Genomic DNA, 13,428 nt, shown 5'->3' with positions numbered 1-13,428 from the left:
CGGTCAGCGCTGCGGGGCGAAGGTGTCGGGTGCGGAAGCCCCGACCCGACCACGGATGAAGATCATCAGCACGAGACCCGCGACGATCACGACGATGTTGCCGAGCCCCGCGACCGCGGTGAGCCCGCCCTCGGCGGGGTGCATGGTCTGCAGGAAGATACTCGGATCGGTGCTGGCGTGCAGGAGGATCGGGGCGATGATCGTCCCGGTGACCCGGAGCGCGAGGTACATGCAGATGCCGAACGCGAACGTGTACACGAGCTGGAACAGCGTCGGGAGCAGATCCTGCCCCGTCAGGAGATTCCCCGCATGCAGAGCGGCGAAGATCGCCGCGGAGACCACCGCGACGACCAGTTCGCGTGCGCCGGCGTCCCGCATCATCTTCACGACGAGGCCGCGCGTGAGCACCTCTTCCGCGAAGCCGATGGCGAGTCCCGCGAGCAGCCAGGTCGCGACAACATCACGTCCGACGCTGCCGTCCTCGATCGTGAGGAAACGGAGGACGTTGAACAGCAGGACCGCGATGATCGCGATCCACATCCACCCCGCTCCCCGGATGGGCTGGGGCCCGAACACGGGTCGCCACCACCCGAGCGAGGCGATGAACGCGACCAGCAGGAGGCCCCCGACGAGGATCGGCAGGACGTCGTAGACGAGGACGCCGGCTGCACTCGCCGGATCGTCGACCTGCGCGGCCAGCGGGAGGAGGGCCAGCGAGAGCAGCTGATAGAGCCCGTAGTACACGGCCGCGAGCAGGAGGGCGCGCCACCAGCCTCCGCGATCCCAGAAGCGCTGCCAGGCGGAACGGTGCGGTGCGGCGTCGATCACGGGTGCTCCTCGAGAAGGGAGGGAGAGGGGGCGAACAGCTCCAGTCTGGTGGCTCCGCCCCCGGCGAGTGGGCGTGCGGCGGCGACACGCCGTGTCAACCCCCTCGGCCGCGTCGGCGCCCCCGCGCAGACTGGCCGTCCGGATCCCCAACATCAGGAGGCGCCATGTCCGACACGTCGAACAGCCAGGACAACCAGGAGGAGATCGAGGCCATCGGCGTCGACCCCGACTTCGTCACCACCGATCACGACCCCGAGCCTGACGACCTTCCCGCGACGGGCGGTGGGGAGGACGACGACGACGTCGACGTCGCCGACCTCCCCTAGCGCGGGCTACCTGCCCGTGGACGCCGAGCCGGTCTCTTCCGGCTCGGCGTCCGCGCGTCCGGCATCGACGCGTCCGGCGGTGCGGAGCTCGGCCTCGAGGCGCTCGGCCTCCTCGCCGCTGATCGCCTCGCCGCGCGCGACGAGACCCGCCTGATCCGACAGCGGGATCTGCTTGAGGAACAGCGACAGGATGAGCGCGAGCGCGATGAAGGGCACGAGGTACCAGAACACCGGGGCGAGGGCGTCCGCATATGCCGTGACGATGCCGTCGCGGACCTCGTCCGGCAGGCTGTTCAGCGTGGCGGGGTCGATCGTGGACGCGGCCTCGGAGGCGGCCTCGGGGGACGCCCCGGCGCCGGCGAACACGCCGAGCAGGTTCTCCGTGAGACGCGTGGTGAAGATCGTGCCGAACACCGCCGTCCCCAGCGAGGCGCCGACCTCGCGGAAGTAGTTGTTCGTGCTCGTGGCGGTGCCGATCTCGCCCGCCGGGACGGCGTTCTGCACGACGAGCACGACGACCTGCATGATGAGGCCGAGCCCGGCGCCGAAGACGAACAGGAATGCGCAGATCAACCAGATCGGCGTCTCCGCCGACAGCGTGGTCATGGCGACCATCGCGATACCGGTGATGATCGTGCCGAGGATCGGATAGATCTTGTACTTCCCGGTCTTCGAGATCGCGAGGCCGGAGAAGATCGAGGTCCCCATGAGACCGACCATCATCGGGATCATCAGCAGCCCGGAGGCGGCGGCGGAGGTGCCGGACGACATCTGCAGGAACGTCGGGACGAAGCCGATCGCGGCGAACATGCCGATGCCGAGGACGAGGCCGATCGCCGTGGCGTTCACGAAGATCGGGTTGCGGAAGAGGCTGAGCGGGATGATCGGGTCCTGCACCCGGGACTCGGTGATGACGAACGCCGTCGCCGACACCACGAGCCCGGCGCCCCAGGCCCAGGTCGCGAGCGAGTCCCAGCCGAACGCGGCGTCGCCGCCGAAGTCGGTGAAGAAGATGAGGCAGGTCGTGGCGGCGGACAGGAAGAGCACGCCGAGGATGTCGATCGGCTTCTCCGCCTTCTTGCTGGGGAGCTTCAGCGCCACGAGGGCGATGAGGAACGCGGCGATGCCGACCGGGATGTTGATGTAGAACGCCCACTGCCAGGTCATGTGGTCGACGAAGAAACCGCCGAGGAGCGGTCCGGCGACGGCGGAGAGGCCGAACACCGCGCCGAGCGGACCCATGTACTTGCCGCGCTCGTTGGCGGGCACGATGTCGGCGATGATCGCCTGCGACAGGATCATGAGCCCGCCGCCGCCGAGACCCTGGAGGGCACGGAAGACGACGAACATCCAGAAGTCCGTCGCGAACGCGCAGCCCACCGAGGCCAGTGTGAACAGGGCGATGGCGACGAGGAAGAGCGACCGTCGTCCCAGCACGTCGCCGAACTTGCCGTAGATGGGCATGACGATGGTGGTGGCGAGCAGGTAGGCGGTGGTGATCCAGACCTGATGGTCGACGCCGCCGAGCTGGCCGACGATCGTGGGCATCGCCGTCGACACGATGGTCTGGTCGAGGCTCGCGAGCAGCATGCCCGCGATCAGGGCGCTGAAGATGATCCAGATGCGGCGCTTCGTGAGGAGGAAGGGCGCATCCGCGGTGACGGTGGCGGACATCAGTGGGCTTTCTGTGAAGGGGAGTAGAGATCGCGCGCGAGGCGCAGTCGGCGGGCGATGAGGTCGGCGAACGGCTCGGTGGAGTGGTGGTGCAGCAGTTGCTCCATGCAGAGGCGGACGACCGCGCCGACGGAGTGGACGAGCACCTCGGCGCGGAGTTCCGCGTCGGTGGCACCGCCGATGCGGCGCGCGACGAGGGCGATGTCGCGGCGCTCGTGCTTCTCCTGCTGCTCGAACGCCGCGCGCAGCAGCCGCGGCTCCTGCTCGATGACGGCGAACAGCTCGGCGGCGTGCTCGATCGGATCGAAGAGGGCGAAGCGCTCGACGGTGAGCTGCACGAAGTCGTCCAGGAGATCGCCGTCGCCCTCGAGGAAGACCGCTTCGAGCTCCTCCTGGCGGGAGTCGATCACGGCGAACCCGAAGACGGCGTTCTCCTTGCTCTCGAAGTAGTTGAAGAACGTGCGCCGGGAGACTCCGGCATCGGCGCACAGCTCCTCGACCGTGAAGCCGGCGAAGCCCCGCTCGGCCGTCAGGCGGCGCGCGGCCTCGGTGAGTGCCCGCGTGGTCCGCCGCTTGCGTTGCTCCCTCGTGGATTCTGCACTGTTCTCCATAGAGTGCAACTTTGCACTCTGAACCTTGGAGTGCACTGAAAGTCGCCGCCGAGGAAGGCGCGGAGATTCGTTCCGAGAAGTTTGTGACATTCTGTGCTCCTCGACCGTCTTAGTGGTGTCGTGAGAACACGGCCCGCGCGGAAACCGCGTGGACACACGGATGAAGGAGCTCGAGATGGCGAACGTGACTGGGGGCACCCAGCCCAAGGCTCAGGTCGTCCCGGCGTCGCAGGGGGCGGCGGGGAAGACGACGATCGAGGATGCGGTGGTCGCGAAGATCGCCGGCATCGCGGCGCGGGAGGTCGACGGCGTCTACGCGCTCGGCGGTGGCGCCGCGCGCATGATGGGTGCGATCCGCGACGCCCTCAACACGACCGACCTCGCGCAGGGGATCAGCGTCGAGGTCGGCGAGACGCAGGTGGCCGTCGACGTGACGATCGTGGCGGAGTACCCGGTGTCCCTGCAGAAGGTGGCCGACCAGGTGCGGGCCGCGATCCACCGGGCCATGGTGGAGCTGGTGGGCATGGACGTCGCCGAGGTGAACGTGACCGTCAACGACGTGCACATCCCCTCGGAGGACGACGACGAGGCTCCGGAGGCGCGGGTCCAGTGAACGCCTCGGTGATCGGCGGAGCTGCGGCGACGGTGCTCGCGCTGACCTGGATCGTCTGGGGGTTCTGGGCGTTCCTGCTCGTCACCCTCGCGATGCTCGTCGGCGCCGTCGTCGGCCGCATCGTCGACGGTCGCCTGGACGTGCGGGCGCTCGCCGACGTGGTGCGGGGACGGCGATCGTCCTCATGAGCGTGGCACAGACGGACGGGCCGGCGGCCGTGGCGGGGGCCACGGTCGTCGAAGCCCGCGCGTTGCACCGGCTCGCTCTGGGGATCGTCCGGGATGCCGCTCGGGTCGGCACCGACGACGTGAGCGTTCAGCTCGCGGACCGTCGCGGCGATCTGCGGGTGTCCGTGGAGGTTCCGGTCGTGTTGAGCCGTCAGGGCACCGATCCCGTGAGCGCTCGGGCGGACGCCGTCCGCGACGCCGTCGTGCAGGGAATGCGCGACCTGGCAGCGCGTCACGTGGGAGCGGTGGACGTGCGCTTCTCCGGCGTCCGACGCGAGACGGAGAGGAGAGTGGCATGACGACGAACACCGCGACACCCCGGCGGCTCCTCCGCCGAGAGGCGAGGGCGACGCGCCGGGGCCCTGCGATCGCGCTCGCCGTGGTGCTGACCCTGGTCCTCGCCCTGTTGCTGGTCGGGGTGGCGGCGTGGGCCCTCGACGAGGGGTTCCGCACGCAGGCCGCCGCCTGGTTCGCGCCCGTCCCGGCGCTCCTGCAGATGCCGTCGGCCGTGATCGCGGTCGGGGTCGCGCTTCTCCTCCTGGCGTTGCTCCTCTTCGCGCTCGCTGTGCTTCCGGGCCGGCGTGCGCGCCGCACACGTCTCGACACGCGGGCAGCGCTCGTGATCGACGACGGTGTGCTCGCCGACGCCATCGCGGACGCGGTCGCACGCCGGATCGGGGTGCCGCGCGGGCAGGTGGGCGTGACCGTGGCCCGACGCGCGGCGCTGATCCGGGTCACTCCGACGAGTGGGGTGCCGGTGGATGCGGCTGCCGCCGAGGAGGCAGCGGCCCGAATGCTGGACGAGGTCGGCTTCCGGCTCTCGCCGCGGGTGCAGGTGGGACGGGAAGGAGTGATCGCATGACGTCGGCAGGGACGGCGGCGAACCGCGCGGTCCTCCTCGGGGGAGCGGCAGTGCTTCTGAGCGGGGGCGTCGTCCTCCTCGCCGGGGGGCTGCGGGGCACGGGCATGCTCCCGCCACCCTTCGAGGAGGTGCTCGCGCAGGCGGACGGCCTCGTGGCGTGGTCGGGGGCATGGGGCCTCGACATCCCCGGTGCGGGCTTCGTGCCGCTGTGGGCGATCGTGGGGATCGCCGCTGCGGCACTGCTCGTGGTCCTGCTCGTGGCCTTCCTGTTCACCCGCCGGCCGCGGCGGGAGCGCACCGTCCTCCGCCTCGTCGGCGGAGGAGGAACGACCACCGTCGACCGGAGCGTGGCGGAGGAGCTGCTCGCGGCGCCGCTCGCCGATCGGGCGGACGTGCTCGCGGCCCGGCTGACGAGCCGGAGAGTCGGGCGAGGGATCGCTCTCGGCCTCGTGGTGACCCCGCGCCCCGGTGCGGCTCTGGGCGGGCTGCTCGCGGCCGTCGATGACGTGGTGCAGGAGTGGGACGCCCTCACCGGTACCCGCATGCCGCTCGTCGTGCACGTCGCCGACCGCGGGTGGCGGGAACTCTTCCGGTCGCGGCAGCGGATGCGTCGTTCGCTCGCGACGGGACGGACCGCGGCGCCGGAGGGCCGGAACGCCGCACGGACATCGACCCCGACCGTCGGGGTCGTGTGAGGAAAGGAGACGCCATGAGCGCGGAGAACAAGATCAAGGCCGCAGCCGAGAAGGTGGCGGGCAAGGCCAAGGAGGTCGTCGGCGAGGTCACCGACAACGACAAGCTCGTCGCCGAGGGCAAGGCCGAGCAGGCCAAGGGTGATGTCAGGAACGCGGCCGAGGATGTCAAGGACACGTTCACCAAGTGACGGAGGGGGAGGAGACGTCCGTGCGGGCGTCTCCTCCGCCTGCGCGCATCGGGTCGTCACGATCCGACGCGGCGCGGGCTCCGAACGCCTGGGGAACCGTGAACGAGGGGTGGGGGAATGGCAGCCGACCGCTGGGGTGAGGCGCTGGAGCAGGCTGGGGACCGCATCGTCGCCGGCCGTGCGATGGATGGGGACGTCGCCGCATTCGCGGTGCTCGTGCGCAGGTACACGCCGATGATGAGGGCCTACACGCACAGGATGCTGAACGCATCGGCGGAGGTCGACGACATCGTGCAGGATGCGTTCGTGACCGCGTGGCAGCGGTTCGGTGAGCTGGAGGACCCCGCCAAGGTGAAGAGCTGGCTCATGCGGATCGTGAGTCGCAAGGCGGTGGACCGGCTGCGGCAGACGCGGCCGGCCCTCGACGTGGACGAGATCGACCGGCCCGCGCCGCCGCAGGCGTCGCCCGCCGCGGTCGTCGAAGCGCGAGCGGGTGTCGCGGCCCTCGGTGCCGCTCTGCGCGAGCTCCCCGAGGCCCAGCGCGAGTGCTGGGTGCTGCGGGAGCTGGGCGGCTACAGCTACGACGAGATCGCCGAGGAGCTCGGCATCCCCGTCAGCACGGTGCGCGGACTGCTGTCCCGCGCGCGACGATTCCTGATCACACGGATGGAGGCGTGGCGATGACCGATCACCACGAGGACGACCAGCTGCGCCGCCTCGGTCTCGAGCCCGCCGACCTGGACGGGCACACGATCGAGGATCTCAGCGACTACCTGGACGCTGGACGCACCCCGCGGAACCCCGCGATCGAGGAGTCTCCGGGATGCCAGCTCGCGCTCGACGCCCTGGAGAGGCTGCGCGGCCTCGGCAGCGAGCTGATGGATGACGACGCGGCCTCTGCCGCGCCGGTGGACGAGAGCTGGGTGGACCGGATCCTCAGCGGCATCGCGATGGATGCCCAGGCAGGACGCCGTATCCCGTTCGCCTCCGACGATCCGGCCGTGGAGCTGGCGATCACCGAGGGTGCCGTGCGCGGACTGGTCCGTGCCGCGGAGGAGGCCGTCCCCGGGGTTCTGGTCGGCCGGTGCCGACTGGACGGCGACGTGACCGAGCCCGGAGCGCCGGTGCGGGTGATGATCGACGCGAGCGTGCGCCTCGGCGACCCTCTCCGCAGCGTCGCCGACCGGCTGCGCGCCGAGGTGGATGTCCGGCTGCGTCGTCACACCGAGCTGCAGGTCATGGCGATCGACGTCGCGATCACCGACGTCAGGGAGGGGGCATGATGGCCGACGCCGAGCTGACGAAGGAGGAGCGCGCGGATCTCGCGATCCGGATCGAGACCGCCCTGCGCGCCTGCTCGGGTGTGCGCGGTGTGTACCGCTCCGGATCGCTCGTCTCGAACCTCGTGCGTGCGGGGGCGGCCGCCTGGGGCGTCGAGCGCGGTGCCGACCCGATCGTGTCCGTCACCGCGGCACCGGAGGGCGTGGCGGTCGAGGCCGCGATCGGGGTCGACGGGCGGGTGAGCAGCGTCGCGACGCTGCGGCACGCCCGCGAGACCGTGGATGCCGTGCTGCACGCGGACGGCCTGCGGCGCGACAGGCTCACGCTGACCGTCGCCTATGTGCAGAGCGCCGGGGAGCCGGTGCCGGGGGAGCGCCGCCGCCCGTGACGGCGGCCGGCAGCGCTCCTCACCTCACGCCAGGGCGCGGAGGCCTTCGACGAGCGGTGTCGTCGGGCGGCCGATGAGGCGACGGAGTGTGCCGTCGGTGTCTGCCAGTGCGCCGTCGCGGATACCGGCGTCGAGGGCGACGACGAAGCCGGCGGTGCCCTCATCGAGCCCGGCGGCGCGCAGCGCGGCGAGCTGCTCGTCCGCGGAGAGCGGGAGGAAGGTGACCTCGCGGCCGGTGACCTCGGTCATCGCGGCGGCAAGGTCGGCGTAGGTCCACGCGACGTCTCCGCCGAGCTCGTAGACGGCGCCGATGTGTCCATCCTCCGTGGCCACGGCCGCGGCGGCCTCGGCGTAGTCCTTCCGGCTGGCGGAGGCGACGCGGCCGTCTCCGGTGCCGGCGCTGAGGGTGCCGGTCTCGGTGGCGCGGGCGAGGTCGGCGGCGTAGTTCTCGGTGTACCAGTTGTTGCGGAGGATCACCGCGGGGAGGCCTGCGGCCGCGATGAGCTCCTCGGTGGCCTTGTGCTCGGGAGCCAGGACGAGGGCGCTCGTGGTGGCCTTCGGCGCGCTCGTGTAGATGAACTTCGACACGCCGGCGTCCTTCGCGGCGTCGATCACCGCCCGATGCTGCGCGACGCGCTGGCCCACCTCGGAGCCCGAGACGAGCACGACGGTGTCCACGCCGTCGAGCGCCGCGGCGACCGATTCCGGGTCGGTGTAGTCGAGACGGACGACGGGCACGCCGAGGTCGGCACCCTTGGCGAGGTCGCGGGCGCCGGCGCGGATCGCCTGCGGCTCGACACCGCGCTCAAGGAGGGCGGCGACGATGAGGCGGCCGAGGTGACCGGTCGAACCGGTGACGAGGATGGTCATGGGAGTCCTTTCGTAGCTGACTCCCCGGACAACCCCGATAGCCGTCGTGAGCATTCCTTTCAGCAGGTACCCACTTTTCGGTAAGGTACCCACATGACGGTGAGTTTTGCGCAGATCCGCGATTCGCAGCCGGCGCTCTTCGATCAGGGGTGCGGCACGCGCGTCGTCCTGGACCACATCATGAGCAAGTGGGGCGTTCTGGTTCTCTCATGTCTCTCCGACGGCACCCACCGCTGGGGAGAGCTGCGCCGACAGGTGGACGGCATCAGCGAGAAGATGCTCGCCTCCACCCTGCGCACGCTCACCGACGACGGCCTGGTGCACCGGGAATCGCTGCCGACGGTGCCGCCGCACGTCGAGTACAGCCTCACGCCGCTGGGGCGCGACCTGATGGAGCGGATGCTGCCCCTGATGGAGTGGGTGGCGGCGCACGCCGACGGAATGCTCGCTCGCGACTGACCCACGGAATCCTTCGCATATCCCCACACGACGCGTGGAATCCGTCGCCGAAACAAAAGGATTGACGGGATACCGCGGCCCGCCGTACTGTTCTGAGCATGGCAACGACGCCCATCCACCTTGAACGACCCGACGGCAAGGGCCTGGCTGCAGGCACCCTCGGCCTGTGGGGATCCACCGTCATCGGTCTGGCCTCCACGGCCCCCGTCTACTCGCTCGTCGCGACGCTCGGCTTCGTCGTGCTCGCGGTGGGCGCCCAAGCACCGATCGCCTTCATCATCGCCTTCGTGCCGATGCTGCTGATCGCCTTCGCCTACCGGGAGCTCAACAACGCCGTCCCCGACTGCGGCACCACCTTCACCTGGGGCACCAAGGCCTTCGGCCCCTGGGTGGGATGGATGGGCGGCTGGGGCGTCGCGGTCGCCGGCATGGTCGTGCTCGCGAACCTGGCGCAGATCGCCTCCGTCTACTTCTGGTCGCTGATCGGACAGGACCTCGAGAACAACGACTGGCGGGTCGTCGTCGTGGCCGTGCTCTTCATCGCCGCCATGACCTGGGTGAGCTGGCGCGGCGTGGAGATCGGCGAGCGCATCCAGAACGTGCTCCTCGCGATCCAGTACCTGGCGCTGGCGATCTTCGTCGTCGCCGCCCTCTGGCAGTTCTTCACCGGCGACGCCCCCGACGCCACGCCGTTCGCGTGGGAGTGGCTGAACCCGTTCGGCTTCACCGACTGGTCGGGCTTCACGGAGGCCATCCTCCTGGCGCTCTTCATCTACTGGGGGTGGGACACCTGCCTCGCCCTCAACGAGGAGACCAAGGACCCGAAGCGCATTCCCGGCCGTGCCGCGGTGCTCACCTGCGTGATCCTCCTGGTGACGTACGTCGCCGTGACGATCGCCGCGATGATGTACGCCGGACTCGGCGAGGATGGCACGGGACTCGGCAACGAGGCCAACGCCGACGACTTCTTCCTCGCCATCAAGGACGGCCTGCTCGGCCCGTTCGGGTGGGTGCTCGTGGTAGCGGTCATCATCTCGGCGATCTCGTCCACCCAGACGACGATCCTCCCGACCGCCCGCGGCACGCTCGCGATGGGCGTGTACCGCGCGCTCCCCGCGAAGTTCAAGGACGTGCACCCCGTCTACAAGACGCCGTCGTTCTCGACGATCGTCATGGGCGTGGTGGCCTCTCTCTACTACGTGGGCATGACCCTCATCAGCGACAACATCCTCCAGGACTCGATCCTGTCGCTCGGACTCGCGATCGCGTTCTACTACGCGATCACCGGCTTCGCCTGCGTCTGGTACTTCCGCGCCGATCTGCGGCGCTCTGCTCGCGACCTGTTCTTCAAGGGGATCTTCCCGCTGGTCGGCGCCCTGCTGCTCACCGGGGCGTTCGTCCAGTCGGCGATCGACATGTGGGACGTCGACTACGGCTACACCGTGCTCTTCGGCATCGGCGGGACGTTCGTGATCGGCATCGGGTCGCTGGCGATCGGTCTGGTCCTGATGTTCCTCTGGTATCTCTTCCCGCGGTCGAAGCGGTTCTTCCGGGGCGAGAGCCTGAACCGGGAGACCCAGGTGATGGTTCCCGAGGAGCCGGGCGCGCTGATCCGATCGGTCGACGGCGGCATCTGACGCACGGGGTGCGCACGCGGCTGTCCTAGGCTGGCCTCGTGCGCATCCGGCTCGACATCGCCTACGACGGCACCCATTTCCGCGGGTGGGCCACGCAGCCCACGCTCCGCACGGTGCAGGGGACGCTGGAGGCGGCGCTCGCCCGGATCGTCGGCTCCGACGTGCGGTTCGTCGTCGCCGGGCGGACGGACGCCGGCGTGCATGCGAGCGGACAGGTCGCGCACGTGGATCTCGACGAGGCGCAGTGGGCGCGGATCGAGGCGCGCCACGGCCGCGCCGCCGAGGACCCGGCCGGCAGCATCGCGGCGCGCATGCGCGGGGTGCTCGGCGCCTACCCCGACGTGACGGTCACCCGGTCCTCGCTCGCCCCCGAGGGGTTCGACGCGCGATTCTCGGCCGTCTGGCGCCGCTACCGCTACCGGCTCGCCGACGACCTCGCCGGATACGACCCGCTGCGGCGGCTCGACACCACCACCATCCGGGGGCGGCTGGACGCGGAGGCGATGGACGCCGCGGCGCAGACGCTCATCGGCCTCCACGACTTCGCCGCCTACTGCAAACCCCGTGAGGAGGCCACGACCATCCGTACGCTGCTCGATTACCGGTGGCAGCGGGACGCGGACGGGGTGCTCGTCGCGGAGGTCAAGGCCGACGCGTTCTGCCACAGCATGGTGCGGGCCCTCGTCGGCGCCTGTGCGGCTGTGGGGGAGGGGCGCCTGGACGTCGGCGATCTCGTCGTGCTCCGCGATGCGCTCACGCGGACGAGTGAGTTCAAGGTCCTCGCCGCCCGCGGGCTGACCCTCACGGAGGTCGGCTACCCGGCAGAGGAGCTCCTGGCCACCAGAGCCGCCCAGACCAGGGCCCGACGCGACCGCGAGAGCGACTGATCGCCGGGATCGGGAGCCGGGGCACAGATGGGGCGGGTAGCGTGGGGACGATCATGAAGGTCATCTCCTACAACCTGCGCAAGCACCGCGCCGCCGGCGAGCTCGCGGCGCTCGTCGATGAGCATGATCCCGACATCCTCTGCCTCCAGGAGTGCGATGTCCCGGAGCTTCCGGATCGGATCGGCGGTCTCGTGCTGGCGGACGCGACGCAGGGCAACAGGCTCGGCCTCGCCCTCTTCTATCGCGAGAGCACCTATCGTCTGCTCGGCATCCGCACCCTCGGCCTGAAGAAGTCGCTGCATGACCGCATCGCCAAACCCGCGCATGAGCGCGTCCTCGGCGCCCGCCTGCGCGACATCGACGACGGCGGCGAGTTCATCGTGGCGTCATTCCACGCCGCGCCCCTGACGGCGTTGAACTCACTGCGCCGGCACCAGATCCGCGCGGCGCTCGCCGAGCTCGCGACGCTCGGCGAGGGGCTGCCGCAGCTCATGGTGGGGGACTACAACTACCCCGTCTTCAAGGAGAACCTCGGTCAGGCGGTGCGCGATCAGGGATACGCGCTGTCCCTCAGCGACGACCACACCTACACGCGGTACCGGGTCTTCCGCGGGCACTACGACTTCGCGACCTCGTCCGGCTTCGAGATCGAGCGCATCACCACGCTGCCGCAGCGCTCCAGCGACCACCGCCCGATCCTCGTGACGGTCCGTCCGAACTGACACCCGTGCCGGGCGGGTTTGGGGAATGCCGTTCCGGTGGCGTATGCTGACTCTTTGGTGCCCTTCCCTGCCTGCGGGGAAGATGCACATCCGAACGTGAGCCCTCCACTGGCGTGTTCCTCCCCGTAGGGAACGAACCACCCCGGAGTGGGATTCACGAACACCTCCGTTCGACAAGAAAGCAGCACTATCGTGACGCGCACTTACACCCCCAAGGCTGGCGAAGTCCAGCGCGACTGGGTCGTCATCGACGCCACCGACGTCGTTCTCGGCCGCCTGGCCTCGCACGCGGCGACGCTTCTGCGTGGCAAGCACAAGCCGACCTTCGCCAACCACATCGACTCGGGTGACTTCGTCATCATCGTGAACGCCGACAAGGTCGCGCTCACCGGTCAGAAGCTCCAGAAGAAGCTGGCCTACCGCCACTCCGGCTACCCGGGCGGCCTGAAGTCGGTCACCTACGCCGAGCTTCTCGAGAAGAACCCGGTCCGCGCCGTGGAGAAGGCCATCCGTGGCATGCTCCCGAAGAACAGCCTGGGCCGCCAGCAGCTGTCGAAGCTGAAGGTGTACACCGGTGCCGAGCACCCGCACGCCGCGCAGCAGCCCCAGCCGTACACCCTCGACCAGGTCGCCCAGTAAGCGCCGTACAGACTAAGGACATACTCGTGGCTGACATCCAGGACTCCACCGAAAACCTCCAGAACTTCTCGACGTCGACCCCGGAGACCGACGCGGTCGAGGCGGCTCCCCGCCCCGTGCTGAGCGTCCCCGGCGCCGCTGTCGGCCGTCGCAAGCAGGCCATCGCCCGCGTGCGTCTGGTCCCCGGCTCGGGCACCATCACGGTCAACGGCCGTACGCTCGAGGACTACTTCCCGAACAAGCTGCACCAGCAGCTGATCAACGACCCGTTCACCGCGCTGAACCTCGCCGGTGCGTACGACGTGATCGCCCGCATCTCGGGTGGTGGCGACTCCGGCCAGGCCGGCGCCCTGCGTCTCGGCATCGCGCGTGCCCTCAACGGCATCGACGCGGAGAACAACCGTCCGACCCTGAAGAAGGCCGGCTTCCTCTCGCGCGACGCTCGCGTCAAGGAGCGCAAGAAGGCCGGACTCAAGAAGGCCCGTAAGGCGCCTCAGTACTCGAAGCGTTAAGGTCCACTG

The 13,428-nt window shown here is 69.8% G+C and carries 20 protein-coding genes; 16 read left to right on the top strand and 4 right to left on the bottom strand.

Going from position 1 to position 13,428, the window contains the following annotated elements; translation table 11 throughout:
* Positions 1–3 precede the first annotated feature (3 nt).
* Entirely contained in the window at positions 4–828 is an 825-nt protein-coding gene (locus tag AB0N68_RS15795; RefSeq protein ID WP_232089182.1) for a CPBP family intramembrane glutamic endopeptidase, read from the bottom strand.
* A gap of 164 nt (positions 829–992) precedes the next feature.
* Between AB0N68_RS15795 and AB0N68_RS15790 the strand changes: the two genes are divergently transcribed.
* Complete coding sequence (locus AB0N68_RS15790) at positions 993–1,154, top strand: hypothetical protein (protein WP_259952998.1); 162 nt, start codon at positions 993–995, stop codon at positions 1,152–1,154.
* Between the two features lie 6 nt (positions 1,155–1,160).
* Here AB0N68_RS15790 and AB0N68_RS15785 read toward each other — a convergent pair whose 3' ends face one another.
* Both AB0N68_RS15785 and AB0N68_RS15780 read right to left on the bottom strand, forming a co-directional pair.
* Positions 1,161–2,828 (bottom strand): MDR family MFS transporter, encoded by a 1,668-nt coding sequence (locus tag AB0N68_RS15785; protein WP_280569451.1) that lies wholly within the window; start codon positions 2,826–2,828, stop codon positions 1,161–1,163.
* Positions 2,828–3,439: a TetR family transcriptional regulator gene (locus AB0N68_RS15780; RefSeq protein WP_292797044.1), complete on the bottom strand. Its 612-nt coding sequence runs from the start codon at positions 3,437–3,439 to the stop codon at positions 2,828–2,830. The genes AB0N68_RS15785 and AB0N68_RS15780 overlap by 1 nt, the downstream gene beginning before the upstream one ends.
* 175 nt (positions 3,440–3,614) lie before the next feature.
* On the opposite strand from AB0N68_RS15780, the gene AB0N68_RS15775 reads away from it, so the two are divergent.
* From AB0N68_RS15775 to AB0N68_RS15735, 9 genes are all read left to right on the top strand, one after another.
* Positions 3,615–4,052, top strand: coding sequence for an Asp23/Gls24 family envelope stress response protein (locus tag AB0N68_RS15775; RefSeq protein WP_187663371.1), 438 nt, complete (start codon positions 3,615–3,617; stop codon positions 4,050–4,052).
* On the top strand, positions 4,049–4,240 hold the full coding sequence (locus AB0N68_RS15770; RefSeq protein ID WP_025104398.1) for a DUF2273 domain-containing protein: 192 nt from the start codon (positions 4,049–4,051) through the stop codon (positions 4,238–4,240). Before AB0N68_RS15775 ends, AB0N68_RS15770 begins: the two co-directional genes overlap by 4 nt.
* The gene (locus AB0N68_RS15765; protein WP_280569458.1) at positions 4,237–4,578 is read left to right on the top strand and encodes a hypothetical protein; all 342 of its coding nucleotides are present in this window, start codon (positions 4,237–4,239) and stop codon (positions 4,576–4,578) included. Before AB0N68_RS15770 ends, AB0N68_RS15765 begins: the two co-directional genes overlap by 4 nt.
* Positions 4,575–5,141 carry a hypothetical protein gene (locus AB0N68_RS15760; protein WP_292797048.1) on the top strand — a complete coding sequence of 189 codons (567 nt, stop codon included), beginning with the start codon at positions 4,575–4,577 and terminating at the stop codon, positions 5,139–5,141. The genes AB0N68_RS15765 and AB0N68_RS15760 overlap by 4 nt, the downstream gene beginning before the upstream one ends.
* A complete protein-coding gene (locus AB0N68_RS15755) occupies positions 5,138–5,836 on the top strand; it encodes a hypothetical protein (protein ID WP_292797051.1) in 699 nt (232 codons plus the stop codon). Before AB0N68_RS15760 ends, AB0N68_RS15755 begins: the two co-directional genes overlap by 4 nt.
* A gap of 14 nt (positions 5,837–5,850) precedes the next feature.
* Positions 5,851–6,024, top strand: coding sequence for a CsbD family protein (locus tag AB0N68_RS15750; RefSeq protein WP_187663375.1), 174 nt, complete (start codon positions 5,851–5,853; stop codon positions 6,022–6,024).
* A 117-nt stretch (positions 6,025–6,141) separates the two neighbouring features.
* On the top strand, positions 6,142–6,708 hold the full coding sequence (locus tag AB0N68_RS15745; protein ID WP_259953005.1) for an RNA polymerase sigma factor: 567 nt from the start codon (positions 6,142–6,144) through the stop codon (positions 6,706–6,708).
* Positions 6,705–7,307, top strand: a complete 603-nt coding sequence (locus AB0N68_RS15740; protein ID WP_259953006.1) for a hypothetical protein — start codon at positions 6,705–6,707, stop codon at positions 7,305–7,307. Before AB0N68_RS15745 ends, AB0N68_RS15740 begins: the two co-directional genes overlap by 4 nt.
* Positions 7,304–7,693 (top strand): hypothetical protein, encoded by a 390-nt coding sequence (locus AB0N68_RS15735; protein ID WP_280569468.1) that lies wholly within the window; start codon positions 7,304–7,306, stop codon positions 7,691–7,693. The genes AB0N68_RS15740 and AB0N68_RS15735 overlap by 4 nt, the downstream gene beginning before the upstream one ends.
* Positions 7,694–7,717: 24 nt before the next feature.
* Here the strand turns inward: AB0N68_RS15735 and AB0N68_RS15730 are convergent, their stop codons facing one another.
* Positions 7,718–8,563, bottom strand: a complete 846-nt coding sequence (locus AB0N68_RS15730; protein WP_292797056.1) for an SDR family oxidoreductase — start codon at positions 8,561–8,563, stop codon at positions 7,718–7,720.
* Between the two features lie 93 nt (positions 8,564–8,656).
* On the opposite strand from AB0N68_RS15730, the gene AB0N68_RS15725 reads away from it, so the two are divergent.
* The 6 genes from AB0N68_RS15725 to rpsI all read left to right on the top strand — a co-directional run bounded on the left by AB0N68_RS15725 (position 8,657) and on the right by rpsI (position 13,419).
* Positions 8,657–9,022 (top strand): winged helix-turn-helix transcriptional regulator, encoded by a 366-nt coding sequence (locus AB0N68_RS15725; RefSeq protein WP_187663379.1) that lies wholly within the window; start codon positions 8,657–8,659, stop codon positions 9,020–9,022.
* Between the two features lie 98 nt (positions 9,023–9,120).
* Entirely contained in the window at positions 9,121–10,659 is a 1,539-nt protein-coding gene (locus tag AB0N68_RS15720) for an APC family permease (protein ID WP_187663380.1), read from the top strand.
* A gap of 38 nt (positions 10,660–10,697) precedes the next feature.
* On the top strand, positions 10,698–11,546 hold the full coding sequence (truA, locus tag AB0N68_RS15715) for a tRNA pseudouridine(38-40) synthase TruA (RefSeq protein WP_187663381.1): 849 nt from the start codon (positions 10,698–10,700) through the stop codon (positions 11,544–11,546).
* Positions 11,547–11,599: 53 nt separating this feature from the next.
* Positions 11,600–12,268, top strand: coding sequence for an endonuclease/exonuclease/phosphatase family protein (locus AB0N68_RS15710; RefSeq protein WP_136052048.1), 669 nt, complete (start codon positions 11,600–11,602; stop codon positions 12,266–12,268).
* A 192-nt stretch (positions 12,269–12,460) separates the two neighbouring features.
* Positions 12,461–12,907: a 50S ribosomal protein L13 gene (rplM, locus tag AB0N68_RS15705; protein ID WP_187663382.1), complete on the top strand. Its 447-nt coding sequence runs from the start codon at positions 12,461–12,463 to the stop codon at positions 12,905–12,907.
* A 26-nt stretch (positions 12,908–12,933) separates the two neighbouring features.
* Positions 12,934–13,419, top strand: a complete 486-nt coding sequence (rpsI, locus tag AB0N68_RS15700) for a 30S ribosomal protein S9 (protein WP_025104384.1) — start codon at positions 12,934–12,936, stop codon at positions 13,417–13,419.
* Positions 13,420–13,428 lie beyond the last annotated feature (9 nt).

The sequence above is a fragment of the Microbacterium meiriae genome (assembly GCF_040685015.1).
In the GTDB taxonomy this organism is placed as follows: Bacteria; Actinomycetota; Actinomycetes; order Actinomycetales; family Microbacteriaceae; genus Microbacterium; species Microbacterium meiriae.
Note: the sequence above shows the minus strand (reverse complement) of the source record. Positions and strands in the feature narration are given on the sequence as shown.